Annotated in this window: 20 protein-coding genes and 1 riboswitch; of the genes, 4 read left to right on the forward strand and 16 right to left on the reverse strand. The window is 72.0% G+C overall.

Going from position 1 to position 19,556, the window contains the following annotated elements:
• Positions 1 to 48: 48 nt before the first annotated feature.
• The 7 genes from BLW82_RS05705 to BLW82_RS05735 form a co-directional block, all read right to left on the reverse strand.
• Positions 49 to 630 carry a GAF domain-containing protein gene (locus BLW82_RS05705; protein ID WP_093497767.1) on the reverse strand — a complete coding sequence of 194 codons (582 nt, stop codon included), beginning with the start codon at positions 628 to 630 and terminating at the stop codon, positions 49 to 51.
• A 61-nt stretch (positions 631 to 691) separates the two neighbouring features.
• A complete protein-coding gene (locus tag BLW82_RS05710; protein WP_093497768.1) occupies positions 692 to 1,291 on the reverse strand; it encodes a GTP-binding protein in 600 nt (199 codons plus the stop codon).
• Positions 1,269 to 1,640, reverse strand: coding sequence for a DUF742 domain-containing protein (locus BLW82_RS05715; protein ID WP_093497769.1), 372 nt, complete (start codon positions 1,638 to 1,640; stop codon positions 1,269 to 1,271). Before BLW82_RS05715 ends, BLW82_RS05710 begins: the two co-directional genes overlap by 23 nt.
• Before the next feature lie 2 nt (positions 1,641 to 1,642).
• The gene (locus BLW82_RS05720; protein ID WP_093497770.1) at positions 1,643 to 2,077 is read right to left on the reverse strand and encodes a roadblock/LC7 domain-containing protein; all 435 of its coding nucleotides are present in this window, start codon (positions 2,075 to 2,077) and stop codon (positions 1,643 to 1,645) included.
• 101 nt (positions 2,078 to 2,178) lie between these two features.
• Positions 2,179 to 4,509 carry a sensor histidine kinase gene (locus BLW82_RS05725; RefSeq protein ID WP_256215658.1) on the reverse strand — a complete coding sequence of 777 codons (2,331 nt, stop codon included), beginning with the start codon at positions 4,507 to 4,509 and terminating at the stop codon, positions 2,179 to 2,181.
• Positions 4,510 to 4,960: 451 nt separating this feature from the next.
• Entirely contained in the window at positions 4,961 to 5,314 is a 354-nt protein-coding gene (locus BLW82_RS05730; protein ID WP_107408504.1) for a hypothetical protein, read from the reverse strand.
• 36 nt (positions 5,315 to 5,350) lie between these two features.
• A complete protein-coding gene (locus BLW82_RS05735; protein ID WP_093497771.1) occupies positions 5,351 to 6,538 on the reverse strand; it encodes an MBL fold metallo-hydrolase in 1,188 nt (395 codons plus the stop codon).
• A 140-nt stretch (positions 6,539 to 6,678) separates the two neighbouring features.
• Here BLW82_RS05735 and BLW82_RS05740 point away from each other — a divergent pair, with 140 nt between their 5' ends.
• On the forward strand, positions 6,679 to 7,857 hold the full coding sequence (locus tag BLW82_RS05740; protein WP_093497772.1) for a glutamate dehydrogenase: 1,179 nt from the start codon (positions 6,679 to 6,681) through the stop codon (positions 7,855 to 7,857).
• A 12-nt stretch (positions 7,858 to 7,869) separates the two neighbouring features.
• On the opposite strand, the gene BLW82_RS44265 is transcribed toward BLW82_RS05740, so the two are convergent.
• Both BLW82_RS44265 and BLW82_RS05745 read right to left on the reverse strand, forming a co-directional pair.
• Positions 7,870 to 8,016: a hypothetical protein gene (locus tag BLW82_RS44265; RefSeq protein WP_177232849.1), complete on the reverse strand. Its 147-nt coding sequence runs from the start codon at positions 8,014 to 8,016 to the stop codon at positions 7,870 to 7,872.
• Positions 8,013 to 8,624 carry a helix-turn-helix domain-containing protein gene (locus BLW82_RS05745; RefSeq protein ID WP_093497773.1) on the reverse strand — a complete coding sequence of 204 codons (612 nt, stop codon included), beginning with the start codon at positions 8,622 to 8,624 and terminating at the stop codon, positions 8,013 to 8,015. The genes BLW82_RS44265 and BLW82_RS05745 overlap by 4 nt, the downstream gene beginning before the upstream one ends.
• Here BLW82_RS05745 and BLW82_RS05750 point away from each other — a divergent pair.
• Together BLW82_RS05750 and BLW82_RS05755 are read left to right on the forward strand one after the other, a co-directional pair.
• Entirely contained in the window at positions 8,623 to 9,147 is a 525-nt protein-coding gene (locus tag BLW82_RS05750) for a GNAT family N-acetyltransferase (RefSeq protein ID WP_093497774.1), read from the forward strand. The genes BLW82_RS05745 and BLW82_RS05750 overlap by 2 nt on opposite strands.
• 42 nt (positions 9,148 to 9,189) lie before the next feature.
• Positions 9,190 to 9,789 (forward strand): TetR/AcrR family transcriptional regulator, encoded by a 600-nt coding sequence (locus tag BLW82_RS05755; RefSeq protein ID WP_256215659.1) that lies wholly within the window; start codon positions 9,190 to 9,192, stop codon positions 9,787 to 9,789.
• A gap of 47 nt (positions 9,790 to 9,836) precedes the next feature.
• Here BLW82_RS05755 and BLW82_RS05760 read toward each other — a convergent pair whose 3' ends face one another.
• The 3 genes from BLW82_RS05760 to BLW82_RS05770 all read right to left on the reverse strand — a co-directional run bounded on the left by BLW82_RS05760 (position 9,837) and on the right by BLW82_RS05770 (position 14,326).
• Entirely contained in the window at positions 9,837 to 10,622 is a 786-nt protein-coding gene (locus BLW82_RS05760; RefSeq protein WP_093497776.1) for an SGNH/GDSL hydrolase family protein, read from the reverse strand.
• A 222-nt stretch (positions 10,623 to 10,844) separates the two neighbouring features.
• On the reverse strand, positions 10,845 to 11,780 hold the full coding sequence (locus tag BLW82_RS05765) for a M23 family metallopeptidase (RefSeq protein ID WP_093497777.1): 936 nt from the start codon (positions 11,778 to 11,780) through the stop codon (positions 10,845 to 10,847).
• A gap of 4 nt (positions 11,781 to 11,784) precedes the next feature.
• A riboswitch (cyclic di-AMP (ydaO/yuaA leader) is annotated at positions 11,785 to 11,945 on the reverse strand.
• Positions 11,946 to 12,253: 308 nt separating this feature from the next.
• A complete protein-coding gene (locus tag BLW82_RS05770; RefSeq protein WP_093497778.1) occupies positions 12,254 to 14,326 on the reverse strand; it encodes an alpha-galactosidase in 2,073 nt (690 codons plus the stop codon).
• 196 nt (positions 14,327 to 14,522) lie between these two features.
• Between BLW82_RS05770 and BLW82_RS05775 the strand changes: the two genes are divergently transcribed.
• Complete coding sequence (locus tag BLW82_RS05775; protein WP_093497779.1) at positions 14,523 to 15,320, forward strand: tyrosine-protein phosphatase; 798 nt, start codon at positions 14,523 to 14,525, stop codon at positions 15,318 to 15,320.
• Positions 15,321 to 15,341: 21 nt separating this feature from the next.
• Here the strand turns inward: BLW82_RS05775 and BLW82_RS05780 are convergent, their stop codons facing one another.
• Genes BLW82_RS05780 through dxs form a run of 4 tightly spaced genes read right to left on the reverse strand, consistent with a single transcriptional unit; the run spans position 15,342 to position 19,538 of the window.
• Positions 15,342 to 15,464, reverse strand: a complete 123-nt coding sequence (locus tag BLW82_RS05780) for a DUF6126 family protein (RefSeq protein ID WP_093497780.1) — start codon at positions 15,462 to 15,464, stop codon at positions 15,342 to 15,344.
• A complete protein-coding gene (locus BLW82_RS05785) occupies positions 15,461 to 16,084 on the reverse strand; it encodes a helix-turn-helix domain-containing protein (protein WP_093497781.1) in 624 nt (207 codons plus the stop codon). The genes BLW82_RS05780 and BLW82_RS05785 overlap by 4 nt, the downstream gene beginning before the upstream one ends.
• 59 nt (positions 16,085 to 16,143) lie before the next feature.
• Complete coding sequence (locus BLW82_RS05790) at positions 16,144 to 17,529, reverse strand: aspartate aminotransferase family protein (protein WP_093497782.1); 1,386 nt, start codon at positions 17,527 to 17,529, stop codon at positions 16,144 to 16,146.
• A complete protein-coding gene (gene dxs / locus BLW82_RS05795) occupies positions 17,526 to 19,538 on the reverse strand; it encodes a 1-deoxy-D-xylulose-5-phosphate synthase (protein WP_256215660.1) in 2,013 nt (670 codons plus the stop codon). Before dxs ends, BLW82_RS05790 begins: the two co-directional genes overlap by 4 nt.
• Positions 19,539 to 19,556 lie beyond the last annotated feature (18 nt).

Consider the following 19,556-nt stretch of genomic DNA (forward strand, 5'->3'; position numbering starts at 1 on the left):
TTGGACCGGTCGGCTATTGGAGGGGCCGGGCCCGTGCTGTTCCCGCCGTCACAACAGCGGCAGCCCGTCTGCCTCGCGACGCTCGATGCGGGCCACCAATTCCGACGCCGACGACTTGATGGTCTCCAGACCGGGTCGGCCCCAGGGACGTGGCTCCACGTCGACCACGCACACCGTGCCGAGCACCGTTCCCGTGCTGTCGATCAGCGGGGCGCCCAGGTAGGAACGGATGCCGAACTCGTCGACGACCGGGTTGCCCGCGAACCGCGGGTAGTCGCAGACGTCCTCCAGGACCAGCGCCTTGCGCCGGACCACCACATGGGGGCAGAAACCGTGGTCGCGGGGCAGCTCACGGCCCAGTACCGGGGTGCTGCCGTCCGGCCGTACGACGGGCGGTGCCACGTCCGGCAGGTGCAGGCCCGCGAAGAACTGCCGGTTCACGTCGATGAAGTTGACCATGGCGTACGGCGCTCCGGTGACCCCGGCGAGCCGGTCCGCGTAGGCGTCGAGGGCGGGGTCCGGGTCTTCGCCCAGGCGCAGTTGGCCGAGGCGCCGGGTACGTTCGGGGGCCTCCTTGTCCTCCGGCGTGAGCAGCAGCCGGCCGGCCGGACGCGGCGGGTCGTACCTCATGCGCGGGCTCCGTCGCAGTGGACGTGGGTCATATACGGGCTCCGTGAGCGGGATATGGGGTTCACATGTGGGCGCCGTGGCTCGGCGCGGAGACCGGAGCGTGGGCGATGAGATGGCGGACGAGGGTGAGCAGGGTCTGCACCCCGGAGCTGGAGATCCGGGCGTCGCAACGGATGACCGGGACCTCCGGGTCGAGGTCGATGGCGGCGCGCACCTCCTCGGGGTCGTAGCGGTAGGAACCGTCGAACTCGTTGACGGCGACGATGAAGCCCAGGCCGCGCTCCTCGAAGAAGTCGACGGCCGCGAAGCAGTCCTCCAGGCGCCGGGTGTCGGCGAGGATGACCGCGCCGAGCGCGCCTTCGGACAGTTCGTCCCACATGAACCAGAACCGCTCCTGTCCGGGCGTGCCGAACAGGTAGAGCACGTGCTCCGGGTCCAGGGTGATGCGGCCGAAGTCCATGGCCACGGTCGTCTCGACCTTGTTCTCGATCCCGTCGAGACTGTCGGTCGCGGCGCTGACCGTGGTGAGGAGTTCCTCCGTGGACAGCGGCGCGATCTCGCTGACCGCACCCACGAAGGTGGTCTTGCCGACCCCGAACCCACCGGCCACCAGGATTTTCAGTGCGGTGGGGAAGGGATCAGAGCTGTCGTCGTAGTCCATCGAGCACTGCCTCCAGGAGGGACCGGTCAGTGGGGTTGTGGTGGAACACCGGGGGCTTGGCGGTCAGCACCCCGCAGTCGACGAGGTCGGAGAGCAGCACCTTGGTGACCACGGCGGGCAGTTTGAGGTGCGCGGCGATCTCGGCGACCGAGACGGGGGCGCGGCACAGGTCGAGGGCCTGTGCGTGTTCGGGGCCGAGGTAGCCGAGGGGTGTGGACCCGGTCGCCATCACCTGCGACATGAGGTCGAGGGCGATGCTGGGCTCGGTCCTGCCGTTGCTGACCGTGAACGGGCGCACGAGGCGTCCGGCCGCGTCGTCGAGCCAGGGCCCGTCGCCGGCTGCCGCCACCCTCAAGGCCTCGTCGCCGTGGATTCGACGGCGTGCTGCCGGGGCGCGGTGACGAGGTACGGGCGGACGCTCTTGACCAGCATCGCCATCTCGTAGCCGAGGACCGCGGCGTCGGCCTCCCGGCCCGCCAGCACGGCGAGGCAGGTGCCGGAGCCGGCGGTGGTGACGAACAGCAGCGTCGAGTCGAGTTCGACGACGACCTGGCGGACGTCCCCGCCGTCGCCGAACCGGACGCCCGCGCTGCGGCCGAGCGAGTACAGGCCGGAGGCGAGCGCCGCCATGTGGTCGGCGCTGTCCGGGTCCAGGCCGTGGACGGACTTCACCAGCCCGTCGCAGGACAGGAGCACCGCGCTGGTGGTGTGCGGCACCCGCTGCACCAGGCCGCTCATCAGCCAGTCGAGGTCGGATACCTGGGCGGTCGGCGCATCGCTCGCCATGGTGGATCGACTCCTTGGGGTACGAAGATCAGCGGGAGCGCTGGGGGTGGGGGTCGGGGCGGGGGTGGCGGGGGTGGGGGTGGGGGTGGAAAGAGTGCTGGTCATCCGGCAGGTGCGCTCCCGTCGGGCCGGGAGGTGAATTCGGAGGTGTGCACCGGGCGCAGGGCCTGGGAGTACGACTGGGGCCGGGATGCCGACTCGCTCTCGGCGGAGTCCCGGTGGGGCCGGCTGGTGTGTGCGGGGGCCATGTGGTCCGTGTCCGGGTGGCCCTTGGTCATGTGGTCCGAGGCCGTGTGTTCCGAGACCATGCGGTCCGGGGCCAGGGGGTCTGGCGCCATGGGGTCTGGCGCTATGTGTGCCGTCTCTACATGTGCCGCCTCCGTACGCACGGCATTCAGGTGCGTCGCGTCCGTGCGCGTCGCGTCCATACCCGTGACATCCATGTGCGTCGCGTCCATGTGCGTCGCGTCCAAGTGCGTGGCATGCGACGTGTTGGTCGGTCGACCGCCGAAGGTGTCGTGGGCTGCCATGTCGGCGAACCCCATGGTGGTGAAGCCGTCGTGTGGCGAAGCGCCATGTGCCCCGCCCACCGGCTCGGCGGCGCTCGGCTCCGTCTCGGCGGCCTCCAGGTGCTGCTGGGCCTCGGCGAGACCGATGCCGCGCTGGAAGGCGGCCATCAGGCCGGGGTCGTGTCCGACCGGGTTCTCGTTCTCCGGGCGGGGGGCCGGGCCGCCGCGCAGCTGGGGAACGATGTGCTCCTGGGCGCGGCGGCGCGGCAGTTGGGGTTTGCCCATCGTGCCGCGCACGGCGCCGACCCGCGGTACGGGCGGGGCACCCGCGTGCTCGGCGACCACCGGCCGGTCCTCGGGGCGGATGCCGGGCATTGCCTCGGCGGGGTTCGGGCGGGTCTCCTGGGCACCGCGCACCGGCAGCGGCGCGGGCGTGCCCTCGTGCTGCGCGTGTCGGCGCCGCCCGCCGGTGGCGGCCGTGGCGGGGCTCGGCTGCTGTCCGGGGCCTCGGCCGGCCGGCGGTCCGACCGCGGCGGTCCTGCTTCGGGCTCCCGTGTCCGGCCCGGCGGTGCCGCGGACACCTGCCGGCGACCCGGTGCCGTCGGTCGCGCGGGCTCCCCCGGTGCCGGGCGCACCGATCTGCGCTCCCGGTGCGCCGCCCCCGTTCGCCGGGTCGAGGGGCGGCAGCACCGAACCGGGTGCGCCGGGTACGCCCCGTGCCGTGCCCAGCAGGCCCTGCGGGACGACGAGGACGGCCTGGACACCGCCGTAGATGTTGGTCTGGAGGCGGACGTTGATGCCGTGCCGGCGGGCGAGCTGGGAGACGACGAAGAGCCCGATGCGGCCGTCGGCCAGCAGGCTGGCGACGTTGACCTGGTCGGGGTCGGCGAGCAGGGCGTTCATCTTGGACTGTTCGCCGACCGGCATGCCGAGTCCGCGGTCCTCGACCTCGACCGCGAGTCCGGAGGTGACCAGGTTGGCGCGGAGCAGCACCTGGGTGTGCGGGGCGGAGAACACCGTGGCGTTCTCGACGAGTTCGGCGAGGAGGTGGATGACGTCGGCGACGGCGTGCCCGCGCAGTTCGCCGTCGATCGGCGGGACGAGTTTGACGCGGGAGTACTGCTCGACCTCGGCGATGGCGGAGCGCAGCACCTCGGTCATGGAGACGGGGTTGCTCCACTGCCGCCGGGACACGGCGCCGCCGAGGACGGCGAGGTTCTCGGCGTGCCGCCGGATCCGGGTGGCGAGGTGGTCGACGTGGAAGAGGCCCTTGAGGAGGTCCGGGTCCTCGATCTCGTTCTCAAGTTCGTCGAGGATCGAGATCTCCCGGTGCACGAGGGACTGAAGCCGCCGCGCCAGGTTGACGAACACCTCCAGCTTCTGTTCGCTGCCGGCCTGGCTGGAGAGCTGGGCCGCCTGGACGACGGCGGTGACGGCGCCGTCGTGCGCGCGGGACAGGTCGGCCGCGAGCAGTTCGAAGTCGTCCGCGTCCGCGGGCGGCCCGCCGCGCGGCTTGCGCTGGGGCGGGGTCTCGCCGCGCCGCAGCGCGTCGACGAGGGCGAGCAGGTCGGCCTCGCCGCGGGCGGTGTTGCGGCGCAGGATGCCGACGCGGTCGCTGACCGAGCGGGCGGCGCGGCCCGCGGCCACGGCGGCGATCACGATGCCCGCGGCGGTCACCGAGACCGCTCCGGCGAGCACGGCCAGCAGGGTGAGGCTGGGCCGGGCGCCGGTGGAGCGGACGGTGAACAGGACGGCGGCGCAGCCGCTGAGTGCCACCGCGACCGGTGGCAGAACCGCCAGCCGCATGAGCTGAGGCCGTATGTGGGTCTCGGGCAGCGCGGGAACGGGTCTGGCGACCGGTCGTCCGTGCCGGCCGCCCTCACGGCGGTCGGCGCGGGCGGCCGGTGCACGGAGGTGAGACATCTGCGTCCTCGTACTGGTCCGTCGGGCCTGGTTTCTCGCGCGGGGCGCGCGAGTCGGGCATGCGCCATCGCGGTGCCGGGCGAGGGGACCGCAAAAGAATTCGGCCCCGTGTCGTCCGACGGACACTCACAGTAGTCGCCGACGCATCATGTGCGGTGGGCAGTTGACAAAGTCCCCCGGAGATGGTCCCGCTCTGGTATGAGCCGTCGTACGAAAGACCGATAACCCCCTCGGCGCTCCATCCTCGAACAATCAATCAATGATCCGACCTGCTCAGAAACGGTCACACGCAGAAGACGTGAGCCTGGGCCTCCGGCACTCCGCCGCGCGCGCCTCCCCTCCGCCCGGAGGGCCTCGGCCGCCTCGGCAGGGCGGCCGTGAGACCGCCCGCGCCCCTCACAGCACCCCCCAGAGCGTCACCCACTGTGATCTATCTGGATCCGGCGGTCCTTCACCGGGGCGCGGGGCGGGCCGCCGTGGGCGCGATGCCCGTCACGGCGTCGGCCGCGGCCCGCGCCAGGTCCGGTCGGCTCAGGACCTCCGCGCTGCCGACGAACTGGTCCACCGCGCCGGCCCTGCGCAGCTCCCGTATGTCCGGGTCCTTCGGCGGGCAGCGCCGGTCCCTCAGCAGGCAGCGCCGGATGAGGTCGCGGACCAGGAGTGCGGCCTCGACGGTGGACCCCCGTTCGTCGCCTGCCTCCCCGCAGCGGCGCTCGCGCTGCCCGCCCAGCTCTCCGCGGAGGCCACCGCGGGCGCCGTCTTCACATGCACTTTCACGGCACCGCCACAGCGGTGCGGGAGTCACCGGTGCCTCGTCACCTTCCGCGCCAAAGGGGCGTCGTCACCGTTCGCCCGCGAGGCCGAGGTCTCCCTGCTCGGGGGCGCCCTCGGCCCGCTTCTCGCGCTGCCACGGCCGGTCGACCGGCGCCGACACCGCACGCCACCAGGGATCCGCGGGCAGCTTCCCGGACGGCTCGAAAGGTTCGCCGGGACACGGCAGCGCGACCGCCTGGCCCGCCTCGTCACCGGCGTCCTTGGTCCACTCCCCCGGCTCGGCCCAGGCGTGCGGGGCGAGGTTGAAGGTGCCCCAGTGGATCGGCAGCAGCACGCCGTGCGGCTGCCCGCCCTGGAGGTCGAGGTGGGCGCGCAGGCCCTCCTCGGGCGTCATGTGTATGTCGGGCCAGAACTCGCTGTACGCACCGATCTGGATCATCGTCACGTCGAACGGCCCGTGGTCGGCGCCGATGTCCTTGAAACCGTCGAAGTAGCCGGTGTCGCCGCTGTGGTAGATCCGGTGCTCCTCGCCGGCGATGACCCAGGACGCCCACAGGGTGTGCTGGGTGTTGCGCAGCCCGCGGCCGCAGAAGTGCCGGGCCGGGGTGGCGGTCAGGGTGAGGCCGCCGACCCGGGTCTCCTCGTGCCAGTCCAGCTCGCGCAGCCGGCCGGCGGGCACACCCCACCGTTCCAGGTGGGCGCCCACGCCGAGTGGTACGGCGAACACGGTGTCCGTGCCGGCCAGCGCCTTGATGGTGGGCAGGTCGAGGTGGTCGTAGTGGTCGTGGGAGATGACAACGACGTCGACGGGGCCGAGCGCGGCGAGCGGCAGCGGCACCGGGTGCAGCCGCTTGGGCCCGGCGAACGGGAACGGTGAGCAGCGCTCGCCCCAGACGGGGTCGAAGAGCACGCGGTGTCCGTCGATCTCGGCGAGGACGCTGGAGTGGCCCATCCACGTCACCCGCAGACCGCCGGCGGCGGGCCGGGCGAGGTCGGCGACGGTGGTGGGGTGCACCGGAACGGTGCCCCGGGGAGCTCTGCGGGCCCGCTGCTCCTTCTCGAAGTAGGTCCTGGCGAACTCCAGCATCGAGCCCGAGGGCCGCATCCGGGCGGTGCCGCCGGGGTTCTGGAAGACGCCGTCCTTGAAGTGCGGGGAGCGCTGGATGCGGGCCATGCGCTCGCCGCCGGGGTCCGCGCCGAAGGCCGTGGGCCGCAGCACGCGGAGCCCGGGGCTCAGGGAACGCAAACCGGTCACGGTACCTCCAGAGGTGTCGCCGAGATCCCCATTATGGTCGGCCCTTGTGACAGTCGGCGTTGACACCGCACCGCCCGCCTCCCGATACTGACTGACTGTTCAGTAACACCGTTCCTTCACACCGCTCCCGAGGAGCCCCCGTGACCGCTCCCCTGATGTCCCTCGTGTGGACCGACCACGTCACCGGCCGCCGGGGCTTCCTGGTCGTCGACCGGCTGGTGCGGGGCGTGGCCAGCGGCGGCCTGCGGATGCGTCCCGGCTGCACCCTGGAAGAGGTGACCGGGCTCGCGCGCGGCATGACGATGAAGGAGGCCCTGCACTACAACCCCGCGGGCCGCTACATCCCGCTGGGCGGCGCCAAGGGCGGCATCGACTGCGATCCGCAGGACCCGGGGGCGTACGCCCTGCTGGTCCGCTACCTGCGTGCCATGCGGCCGTACGTGGAGGGTTTCTGGACCACCGGCGAGGACCTGGGGCTCACCCAGGACCTGGTGGACCGGGCGGCGGCCGAGGCGGGGCTGGTCTCCTCGATCCAGGCCGTGTACCCGCTGCTGGACGACGAGGCGGCGGCCCGGCGGAGGCTGGCGGAGGCCTTCGCCGTCGAGGTGGACGGAATCGGCCTCGACGAGCTGGCCGGCGGCTGCGGTGTCGCCGAGTCGGCGCTGGCGGCGCTGGACCGGGCCGGGGTGCCGTACGCGGGGACGCGGGTCGCCGTCCAGGGGCTCGGCACGATGGGCGGCGCCACGGCGCGGTTCCTCGCCCGCGCGGGGCTCACGATCGTGGCGGTCGCCGACGTCAAGGGGACGATCGCCAACCCGGCGGGTCTCGACGTCGAGGCGCTGCTGCGCGCGCGGGACGCGTACGGCACCGTCGACCGCGCGGTGCTGCGCCCCGGTGACGTGGAACTTCCGGGTGACGCCTGGCTGTCCGCGGAAGCGGAGGTACTGGTGCCGGCGGCGGTGTCGTACGTGGTCGACGCGGCCAACGAGCACCTGGTCACCGCGCGCTGGATCGTGGAGGCGGCCAACATGCCCGTGCTCCCGGAGGCGGAGGAGCGGCTCACCGCGCGCGGGGTGACGGTGCTGCCGGACGTGGTGGTCAACTCGGGGACCAACGCCTGGTGGTGGTGGACGCTGTTCGGCGACATCGGTCCCGACGCCGACGAGGCGTTCGCCCACATCCGCCGCTCGATGCGGGCCCTGGTGGAGCTGATGCTGGACCGTGCGGCGGCCGACGGCACCACACCGCGGGCCGCGGCCCATGCCCTGGTGACCGACCGGCTGCCGGTGATCGCGGAGCGGTTCGGCTGGTACCGGTGACGGGGCGCGTCCTCAGCGGCGCCCGAGCAGGGCGGCGAGCAGCAGCGCGCCCGTGGCCGTGAGGCTGGTGGCCTGCCGGCCGAGCGCGTCGAGCACGGGGGCGGCGACGGCCGTGGCGGCCAGGAGACGGGTGCCGCCGCGGGGCAGCGGACGGCTCACGGCTGGGCGTCGCGGGTGAGGACGACGGCGTAACGGCACTCGGCCTCGGTGGTGTTCGCGAAGACGCGCGCGGCCGGTGCGCCGAGTTCGACGGTGTCGCCGGCGTCCAGCTCGTGGACCGTGTCTCCGTCGTGGAAGGTGAGGCGGCCGTCGAGGACCCAGACGAGCTGTCGTACGAAGGCGAAGGCCGCTGCCGGGTAGGGCACCCGGGCTCCGGCGGGCAGCCGGATCTCGGCGATCTCCGCCGGAAAGCGCGGGCCGGTGATCTGGCGGCGCCGGTAGCCGGTGCCGGGGTCGCGCCACTCGGCGGCGTCGGCCGCGCGCCGTACCCCTGGAGTGTCGGCCACGGACTCCTGCGCGCCGTGGGCGCCTTCGGCGAGGGCCAGCAGCGCGGCGACGCCGATCTGGAAGGCGGCGGACAGCTTGCCGAGGACGACCGCGGTGGGGCTGCTCTCACCGCGCTCGATCCGGCTGATCATCGCCGGGGAGACCCCGGAGGCGTCCGCGAGCTGCGCCAGCGTCCAGCGGCGGCGCTCCCGCTCGGTGCGGACCCGGGCGGCGATCTGCCGAACCAAGGGGTCGGCAGATGGTTCTACTATGTTGGACATGAATCCAATATACGAGAGAGGCCTGGTGGTGGTGCGCCCGGCCCGGCGCGCCGACGAGGAGGCCGTCCGCGCGATCCGCAATCACGCGATCGAGCACTCGACGGCCCTGTGGACCGAGACCCCGCAGTCCCCCGCGGAGGGCGCGGCCTGGTTCGCCGCCCACCTGGAACGCGGCTCGGCGCTCGTGGCCGAGCCGGCCGACGCGCCGGGCGAGGTGGCCGGGTTCGCGGTCTACGGCCCGTGGCGCGCCCTGGACGGCTACCGGCACACGGTGGAGAACTCCGTCTACGTGCGCGAGGGCAGCCACGGGCTCGGCATCGGCTCCGCGCTGCTCGGCCCGCTCATCGCCTCGGCGCGCGAGGCCGGCCACCATGTGATGATCGCCGGCATCGAGGCCGGGAACGCCGCGTCGGTCCGGCTGCACGACCGGTTCGGCTTCGAGCACGTCGGCACGGTCCGCGAGGTGGGCACCAAGTTCGGCCGTTGGCTGAACCTGACGATCATGCGGCTGCCGCTGGCCTGAGACGGCAACGCGGGTGGCGGGACGACCGATTAGGGTGACCGCGTGGCGAGAGTGCGGTTGAGCGTGGCCGAGCGGCGGGAGGAACTGCTGCGGGCCGCCATCGAGCAGATCGAGGCGCGGGGCGTGGCGGCGGTGCGGATCGCCGATGTCGCCTCGGCCCTCGGGGTGAGCAACGCGCTGGTGCTGTACCACTTCTCGACGAAGGAGAAGCTGGTCGCCGCCGCCTTCACCTATGCCGCCGAGGACGACCTGGCGCATCTGCGCAAGTTGCTGGGCCGCCGCACGTCGGCGCTGCGCCGGCTGCGGGCCGCGGTGCGCTGGTACGCGCCGACCGGACAGGCCAAGGGCTGGCGGCTGTGGATCGAGGGCTGGGCGGTGGCGTTGCGGGAGCCCGCGCTGCGGGACGTCACCAAGGAGCTGGACCAGCAGTGGAAGGCGGCCCTCGCCGAGGTCATCGCCGAGGGGGTGGCGGCCGGTGAGTTCCGGTGCCCCGACCCCACCGCGGCGGCGCTGCGGCTGACCGCGCTGCTCGACGGGCTCGCCGTCCAGCTGACCTCGTACCCCGGCGCGGTGCCCCGGGCCCGGGCCCGGGCGTGGGCCGACGAGGCGCTGGCGCGCGAACTGGGGCTGCCCGAGCAGTAGTAAGGGGCGGCCCGCAGTGCGGCCACCCCTTACCCGCCGGTTCCGCCTCAGGCCACGGAGGCGATCCGCATCTTGATGTCGTCCGGGGAGAGCGCCCCCTTGGCCGTCACGTGGTCGCCGGACGACTCGCCGCGCAGCCGGCGCCCGATCCAGGGGACCAGGTACTCGCGGGCCCAGTGCACGTCGTCGCGGCGGACCTCCAGGGTGCCGCGGGGCGGCAGCGGGGGCCACGGCTGGTCGGGGTCGGCCGGCACCTCGATGCCGAGCACCTGACCCGCGCGCAGCGCCACGCGCGTGTGCCCCTCGGGAGACAGGTGCAGGCGGTCGCCGTCCCAGGCCCGCCGGTCCTGCACGGTCTTGAGGGACCACAGGTCGAGGACCGGGCAGCCGTACCGGTCGGCGATGGCCCGGACATGTCCGTTGTACGTGGCGATCTTGCCGCGCAGGTGCTTGAGGACGGGCACGCCCCGGGTGTCGAACCCGGTGGTCACGAGCACCGTGCCGACGGCCTCGGTCAGCCGGGCCACGGCCCGCTCGAACCGCTCGGCCACCTCGTCGGGGTCGGTTCCGGGGCGGATGATGTCGTTGCCGCCCGCGCAGAAGGAGACCAGGTCCGGGGCGAGTTCCAGGGCCTGCGGCACCTGGTCCGCCACGATCTGGTCGAGCAGTTTCCCGCGTACGGCGAGGTTGGTGTAGCTGAAGTCGCCCTCGGGGCGCCGGTCGGACAGCAGTACCGCGAACCGGTCGGCCCAGCCGACGAACGCCCCGTCCGGGCCGGGGTCTCCCACGCCCTCGGTGAAGCTGTCCCCCACCGCCGCGTACGACCCGATCACTGATGCATTGTCACTCTTCGAATCGTCTCCCACGTCGGGCCATGATTCACCTTCGGCTGTGACCTACGCGACCGTAATAAGGGGTTGACGCTCGGTGAGATAAGACACCCTTAAATACTTTGCCAATCTTGGAATAAGTCCCTGACCAGCGGCGTTGACGTGTCGATCCCGAACGGGGCCGCGTGTGGGGCGGCCCCGTCGACACCGGGATATGCGCTCGGGTCAGCCGACGGTGACGCCCTTGGAGCGGAGGTAGGCGACCGGGTTCACGTCCGAGCCGTAGTCGGGGGTGGTGCGGATCTCGAAGTGGAGGTGCGGGCCGGTCACGTTGCCGGTCGCGCCGGAGAGGCCGACCTGCTGGCCCGCGGTCACGGTCTGACCGACCGAGACGGACAGGGCGGAGAGGTGGCCGTACTGCGCGTAGTAGCCGTCGGCCAGGCGGATGACGACCTGGTTGCCGTAGGCGCCGCCCCAGCCGGCCGTGACGACGGTGCCGGTGCCGACGGCCTTGACCGGGGTACCGGTCGGGACGACGAAGTCGACGCCCGTGTGGTAGCCGCTGGACCACATGCTGCCGGCCACGTGGTAGCCGGTGCCGATGGTGCCACCGGTGACCGGGAGGGTGAAGCCAAAGGCGGTCGTGACCGAACCGCCCGAGTTGTTCGAGGTGTGCGAGGCGTCTGAGGACGAAGCCGAGGACGAGGTGGACGACCCCGGGTTCGACTGCGCCTCGGGGCGGGCGCCGGAGTCCGTCGGCGCGGCGTGCCGGCCGCCGAGGGTGAGCTTGAGGCCGGGATGGATCAGCGAGGGATTGCCGCCGACCGCCTGCCGGTTGTCGGCGTAGAGCCGGTGCCAGCCACCGCGGACGTTCTGGTCGCGGGCGATCTTCGAGAGACAGTCGCCGGGCACCACCGTGTAGATCCGCCGCGCGGAATGCACGGCGCCGGAATTCCCTGCGGGGGCCTCCCTCACCGCGGCCCTCTCGACCACGGGAAGCGACTGGGTGGTCTTTTCGGAAAGGGACTGCGTGGTGGCCGCGTGGGCGCCGGTGGCCCCCATGAGCGGCAGAGCCAGCGCGGCGCCACCGGTTCCGGCGACGGCCATCGAGCGGGTGAGACGCTGGGACTTGGGACGGCGGTGCTTACCCTTCGCGGGCATGGCGCATTCCTCTCCTGCGCCTGCGAGGTGAGCTGTCGGGTTCGGGCTGGAGCTGCCCGGCCACACCGGAGGACGTGGCTACACCCCTAGCCGTCCCGGGAACCGGAACAGGCGGTCATACCTGGTGGGTCCCCCGCTCCTGCCGGGCACGGGTGAGTGTGTGTGGGGACTCCGGGCGGCGGCAGGATTCGGCGTTCCGACCGGATGTGCGGCGAACGTAAGCGAGTAGGACGGACATGGACAAGCACCCGGTTCCGGCCGTCCGGTTCCGACTTGATCCATAAAGGGAAATTCCGGTCACCCTCCGTGAATTCCGGCCCCCTGCGGATTTCCAATTCACCTGCGAAATCTCGGGATTACGTGAGCATGACGCGCGACGGACGGTCACGCATATGACGCTCCTCACGCACGTCACACCACGTCCACTTATTCCAGAGCAAGTAATGACGAAGGCACCAAGTCGGGCATATATGTCAGATCCGGCGGAACCGGAAGACTGCCGCATCCAGGTCACCCTTCAGCCCGGTACGCAGTCCGTGGTGCAAGAGCACGGCACCTCGATGCACTTCGCCCGTTTCGCGGCATTCGTACGCAGCGGTCGAGTCGAGCCCCTGCAGCCGCACCGCCGGGGCCGGCTCGCCGTAGCTCTGCGCCTGCAGCCAGGCCAGGACCACGGTCTCGTCGCCGAGCGTGTACTGCACCGCGCTGAGCCCGCCGGCCGGCGGCCGCAGCCGGAACTGGTCGCCACGCTGCACCTGGGGCCGGATCTCCTTGTAGAGCTCCACCCAGTGCCCAGCCTCGGCCAGCTCCTCCTCGGTCCACCGCGAGAGGTCGCCGCCGACCCCGAGCGCCCCGGCCATGGAGCTGACGAACCGGAAACGCAGGCTGCTGACCCGGCCGTTGAGCTGGTGGTTCGGGCTGTCGGTGACCCAGGCCGACATCACCCGGGCGGGGTGGATCTGGCTGAAGCCGTGCTGGATGGCGAGGCGGTCCAGCGGGTCGGTGTTGTCGGAGGTCCACACCTCGTCGGTACGGCTCATGATCCCGAGGTCGATCCGCCCGCCGCCGCCCGAGCAGGACTCGATGGCGACGTTCGGGTGGGCCGCGCGGATCCGGTCGAGCAGGGCGTACAGCCCGCGCACGTGGTCGACCCACAGGCGCTGCGGGTAGGGCTCGCCGGGCCAGCCCGCGTCCGTGAAGCAGCGGTTGAAGTCCCACTTGACGTAGTCGATCGGGGCGCTGGACAGCAGGGTGTCGAGCTGCTCCCAGAGGTACTCCTGGACGTCCTCGCGGGCGAGGTTGAGGATGAGCTGGTTGCGGAACTCCGTCCGCTTTCGTCCCTGCTGGTACTGGACCCAGTCGGGGTGGGCGCGGTACAGGTCGCTGTCCGGGTTGACCATCTCGGGCTCGACCCAGATGCCGAACTGCATGCCGAGGGCGTGCACGTAGTCGGCGAGGGGCTTGAGGCCCTTGGGGAAGCGGTCGGGGTTGGGCGTCCAGTCACCGAGGCCGGCGCGGTCGTTGGTGCGGGCGCCGAACCAGCCGTCGTCCACCACGAACAGCTCGACGCCGATCGCGGCGGCCCGGCGGGCGAGGGTGGCCTGCTGCTCCTCGGAGATGTCGAAGGTGGTGGCCTCCCAGGAGTTGAACAGCACCGGCCGGTCCTGGTCGGCGTCCGGAATGATGTACGCCCGCTGGTAGGCGTGCCAGGCACGGCTGGCTCCGCCGAAGCCCCCGTCGGTCCACAGGCCCGCGAAGACGGGGCTGGTGTACGACTCGCCCTCGGCCAGCATCAGCAGCCCCGAGTCGTCGTAGCCGGCGCCGCCGGTGATCTGCACGCGCGCGTCGGGGAGCTGGGCGACCGCGATCCGCCAGGAGCCGGACCAGCCGAGGGCGCAGCCCCAGACCTCGCCGCGCTCCTCGGTGGCGTCGGTGTCGAGGGCGACCCAGGGCAGGTGCTGGTGCCCGGTGTGGCCGCGGCGGCTGCCGATGACCTTCTCGCCGTAGGTGACCGGGGCGCTGGCGAGCCGGGACTCGGCGGCCCAGCGGCCGTGCAGCTGGGAGAGCCGCCAGCCCTCGCGGTCGGGGAGCGTCCAGGTGGCGGGGTCGGCGCGCAGCAGCTCCACACGCGTGTGTGCCTCGTTGTCGACGGTCACCCAGCGCTCGACGACGTCGCCGCGCATCCGGTAGTGCAGGGTGATGACGATGCCGTCGTCCGTGAAGCGCAGCCGGAGCTCGTCGTCCTCGACCTCGTACGTGTCGAAGGACCACTCGGTGCCCCGGCGCTCCTCGGTCCGCACGGACAGTGCGGGGCGGACGAAGCGGGGGCCGCCCTCGACGGGGTACTCCTCGCGGCCGTCCAGCGGCGACTCGAAGGGCCAGTAGCCGGGCAGCACCCGGGTGCTGAGCTCCTCGGCGTCGGCGAGCCCGATCCGGGGCCCCCAGTGCAGGTGGAGCAGTTCGTCGGACTCCGTCAGATGCAGCGCGTAGCTGCTGCCGGGGCCTGACAGCAGCCAGGTACGACCGTTTTCGGCGATGTCCACCATCGAGAAACCTCACACAGGGGCCAACAGATCCGCTCAAGCCCCAACATCATCAATGGCCGCGGGCCCCGGAGGCAAGGGTCCCGGGCCGCGGAGGCGAGCCTGTGGACAACTCATTGCCCGTGGAAACCGATGTCGTATGGTCGGTCCAGTGCCCGTCGACGAGCAGCGCCGACGGGGCCGACCGGGAGGAGCCCCCGTGACGCAGCAGGTCCCGTCGACCGAGCCCGAGCTGGCGGGTGTGCGCAACTTCCGTGACGTGGGCGGCCTGCCGACCGTGGACGGGCGCCGGGTGCGGTCGGGCGTGCTGTATCGCAGCGGCCATCTGGCGCACGCGACGGAACAGGACGCGGAGTTCCTCGCCTCGCTCGGCCTGCACACGATCTTCGACTTCCGCAACGCGGCCGACCAGAAGCTGGAGGGCCCGGACGTCGAGCTGCCCGGCGTACGGAACCTGAACCTGCCGCTGACCGACCCGGCGCACGGCGCCGACTTCTGGAAGATGGTCCGTGAGGGCGAGATCGACCAGCTGCGCGGGCTCCTGGGCGACGGCAAGGCCGCGGCCCGGATGGTCAGCTCGTACCGCACGATCGTCAAGGACCGCACCGACGAGCACTCGCGCGTGCTGCACGCGCTCGCCGAGGACAGCGTCCCGGCGCTGATGCACTGCGCGGCCGGCAAGGACCGGGCGGGCATCTCCATAGCCGTGACGCTGCTCGCGGTGGGTGTGGAGCGCGACGCGATCACCGCCGACTACCTTGAGTCCAACGCCAAGCACCGCCGTTACAAGGTGCGCCGCAGCGGCGGCGGGGACAGCGCCTACAGCCCCGAGGTGATGGAGCTGCTCAGCCCGCTCTTCGACGCCCGCGCGGAGTACCTGGCGGCGGCCTTCGAGAGCATCGAGGAGACGTGGGGCGACGTCGACGCGTACCTGGAGCAGGGCCTGAAGCTCGCTCCGGAGACGCGGGAGCGGCTGCGCGAACGCCTGCTCGACTGAGACCGGGCGGAGGGCCGCGGCTCAGCCCTTGCCGCCGAGGGCGAACAGCAGGTAGAGGAAACCGGCCAGGACGTGCCCGACGGCCAGGTAGATGACCAGCCGGATCCACAGGGACCGGGGAAACTTCTCCTCGATATTGCTCACGGCAGCTCTCCAGTGATCGGTCCCAGGCACAGCGCGGCGGTGGGACTCTGCAGCAGGGTATGGACGAACAGGAGCTCGACCCCGTCCTGGTCCTCGGCGGCGAGCCGGTGCGGGGTCAGCGAGTCGAAGTGCGCGCTGTCGCCCGGCGCGAGCACATGGATGGTGTCACCGAGGCGCAGCCGCAGCCGGCCGCGCAGAACGTGCAGCCACTCCTCACCGGGATGCACCCGCACGATGTCGCCCTGGGAGCCGTGCGGGACCCGGACGCGCAGCGCCTGCATCCCCCGGCCGGACGCCCCGGCCTGCCAGTAGGTCCAGCCACCGGCGCGGGTCGGTTCCATGTCGCCGGCGCGCACGATCGCGTCCCGGTCGGCGACGGTCTCCCCCAGCAGATCCGATACCGTCGTACCGTAGACACGTGCGAGCGCGAGCAGCATCGGCAACGAGGGCTGCCGCTGACCGGTCTCCAGCCGGGACAGGTGCGCGGGCGACAGCCCGGCGTCGCGGGCGGCGGCCTCCAGGGTGAGACCGGCGCGGCGGCGCAGGGAGCGCAGCTGCGGGGCGACGGCGGGCAGGTCGTCGACCGGCCCGCCCGCCCGCTCGTTGTCGGAGGGGCTCATGCCTCCATTCAGCCGCAACTTTGCCTGGGAGGCAATTTTCTTGCCTCAGAGGCAAAGAGCTAGCGGTTGGCCACGGCCTGCCTGATCAGCGTCTTGCCGAAGTCCCACATCAGACCGCCGCCGCTGTGGGCGTCGTCCATGACGTCCGTGAAGGCGTCCACGAAGCGGTCCACGTCGGACTCGTCGACGACCAGCGGCGGGATGAGCTTGATCACCTCCAGGTGGTCGCCGGACACCTGGGTGAGGATCCGGTGCCGTTGCAGCAGCGGTACGACGACCATCTGGGCGAACAGGCCCTTGCGGGCGGCCTGCAGCATGGTCCAGCGGCTGCGCAGCTTCAGCGAGCTGGGCCGGCCGAACTCGATGCCGATCATCAGGCCCCGGCCGCGTACCTCGGCGAGCAGCTCGTACTTGTCGGTCAGGGCGGCGAGCCGGGACTTGAGCTGCTCCCCCACGGCCCGGGAATGGGCGACGACCTGGTCGTTCTCCATGACCGACAGGACGGCCAGCCCGGCCGCCATGGCCTGGGCGTTGGCGCCGAAGCTGGCCGAGTGGACCAGCACGCGGTCCATGGAGGAGTAGACCTTCTTGAAGATCCAGTCCTTGCCGAGGGTGGCGCCGACCGGGACGTACCCGCCGGACAGCGCCTTGGCCACGCACACCAGGTCCGGCTCGACGCCCTCCTCGTGCTGGTAGGCGTAGAAGTCGCCGGTGCGGCCGAGGCCGGTCTGCACCTCGTCGGCGATGAGCAGGGCCTTGTGCTTGTGCAGCAGCTCCTGGGCGGCCCGCAGGTAGCCGGGCGGGGCCTCGTGCACGCCCTTGCCCTGGATCGGCTCGACGATCAGGGCGGCCACGTCGCCCTTCTTCAGTTCCCGGGCGAGCGCGTCGAGGTCGCCGAGGGGGACGGCGGTGTCGGGCAGCAGCGGGGCGAAGCCGTCCCGGAAGCCGTCCTCGCCGTTGACCGACAGCGAGCCGGTGGTCAGGCCATGGAAGGCGTGGTCGCAGTAGAGGACGCGGGGTCTGCCGGTGGCGAACCGGGCGAACTTCAGGGCCGTCTCCACCGACTCGGTGCCGCTGTTGCCGAAGAAGGCCCGGTCCAGGTGCGGGCTGTGCGCGAGGAGCCGCTCGGCGAGCAGCCCGGGCAGCGGCTGGCAGTCGAAGCGGGTGAGGTCGGCCAGCTGGGCGTCCAGCACGTCGTGCAGGGCCTTGCGGACGACGGGGTGGTGGCGGCCCAGCCCCATCACCCCGAACCCGGCGAGCATGTCCAGGTAGTCGTTGCCGTCCGCGTCCCAGAAGTGCGCGCCCTCGGCCCGCTCGTAGACCTTGTCGAAACCGATGGTGTGCAGCATGCGCGGGAGCTGGTGGTTCAGGTACTTCCCGTGCAGCTCGTACCGCTCACCACCACGCTCGGCCAGCAGCGCACCGAGGTCGAACTCCTTGCTCATTCTTTCTCCTCGTAAGCGCCGTCCATGACAGCGCCCTCCACTGAGGCGCCCCTCAGGGGCGCGGGGAACTGCGCGACCAGCCCGGACGGGGCCGCACCCGCCACACGGCCCCTCGCGGCACCCCCCTCGGCACGGTCGTCCCCCCGACCCGCGAGGCTGGACCCGATCCGCCCCGCGATCTCCACCGGCGTCAGCCCGATGTCGGCCAGCACCTCCCCCCGCTTCGCATGCGCCAGGAACTGCTCCGGAATCCCGAACCTGCGCACCGGCACGTCCACGTCCGCGTCGCCCAGCGCGAGCGCCACCGCCGCGCCAACCCCGGCCGCCCTGCTGTTGTCCTCGACGACGGCCACCAGTTCGTGCTCGGCCGCCAGACCCGGCAGCGCGGGATCCACCGGCTTGACCCAACGAGGGTCAACGACCGTGCAGGCGATGCCCCGGGCGGCCAGCAGGTCCGCGGCTTGGAGGCACACCGGTGCCATCACGCCGACCGCCACCAGCAGCACCCGCGCGTCCGCCCCGCGGTGCAGGACGTCGATCCCGCCGACCCGGTCGACCGCCGGGATCTCCGGCCCCACCGACTCCTTCGGGAACCGCACCAGGGTGGGCGCGTCGTCCACGGCGACCGCCTCGCGCAGCTGGAGCCGCAGCTGTTCGGCGTCGCGCGGGGCGGCGATCCTGAGGCCCGGCACCACCTGGAGGACGGACATGTCCCACATGCCGTTGTGCGAGGCGCCGTCGACCCCGGTCACGCCCGCCCGGTCCAGGACGAACGTCACCCCGCAGCGGTGCAGCGCCACGTCCATCAGCAACTGGTCGAAGGCACGGTTCAGGAACGTGGCGTAGACCGCGACGACCGGGTGCAGTCCGCCGGTCGCGAGGCCGGCCGCCGAGACGGCCGCGTGCTGTTCGGCGATGCCGACGTCCCAGACCCGGCCGGGGAAGCGCTCGGCGAACTTGCCGAGGCCGACCGGGTGCAGCATGGCCGCGGTGATCGCCACGACGTCGTCCCGCTCCTCGCCGATGCGGACGATCTCGTCGCCGAACACCGAGGTCCAGGAGGGTCCGTTGGACGGCGCGAGCGGCTCGCAGGTGAGCGGGTCCATCACGCCGACGGTGTGGAAGTGGTCCTCCTCGTGGGCGAGGGCCGGCTCGTAGCCGCGCCCCTTCTCCGTGAGGCAGTGCACGAGCACCGGCCCGTGGAAACGTTTCGCGCGCCGGAGCGCCGACTCGACGGCCTTGATGTCGTGGCCGTCGATCGGGCCGACGTACTTGAGGCCCAGGTCCTCGAACATGCCCTGCGGGGCGAAGGCGTCCTTGAAGCCCTTCTTCGCGCCGTGCAGGGCCTCGTAGATGGTGTCGCCCACGACCGGGGTGCGCAGGAGCACGTCCTTGCCCCAGGCCAGCACTCTCTCGTAGCTGTCGGTCGTGCGCAGCGTGGCCAGGTGGTTGGCGAGGCCGCCGATGGTCGGGGCGTACGACCGCTCGTTGTCGTTGACGACGATGATCAGTGGCCGGTCCTTGGCGGCCGCGATGTTGTTGAGCGCCTCCCAGGCCATCCCCCCGGTCAGCGCGCCGTCGCCGATGACCGCGACGACGTGGCCCTTCTCCCCCTGCACCTGGCGGGCCTTGGCGAGGCCGTCGGCCCAGCCGAGCGCGGTGGAGGCGTGGCTGTTCTCGATGACGTCGTGCTCGGACTCCTCGCGCGAGGGGTATCCGGACAGGCCGCCCTTGCCGCGGAGCTTGGAGAAGTCCTGACGGCCGGTCAGCATCTTGTGGACGTAACTCTGGTGGCCTGTGTCCCACAGGATGCGGTCGGCCGGGGACTCGAAGACCCGGTGCAGCGCGACGGTCAGCTCCACGACGCCCAGGTTGGGCCCGAGATGGCCGCCGGTCCTGGCGACCGCGTGCACCAGGAACTCGCGTATTTCTTCGGACAGTTCGCCGAGTTCCGCCTCGGACAGCGCCTTCAGGTCGCGTGGTCCCCGGATGGTCTCCAGAATCGTCACGCTCGGCCCCCTCTCGGT

Source organism: Streptomyces sp. Ag109_O5-10, assembly GCF_900105755.1.
Lineage (GTDB): Bacteria > Actinomycetota > Actinomycetes > Streptomycetales > Streptomycetaceae > Streptomyces.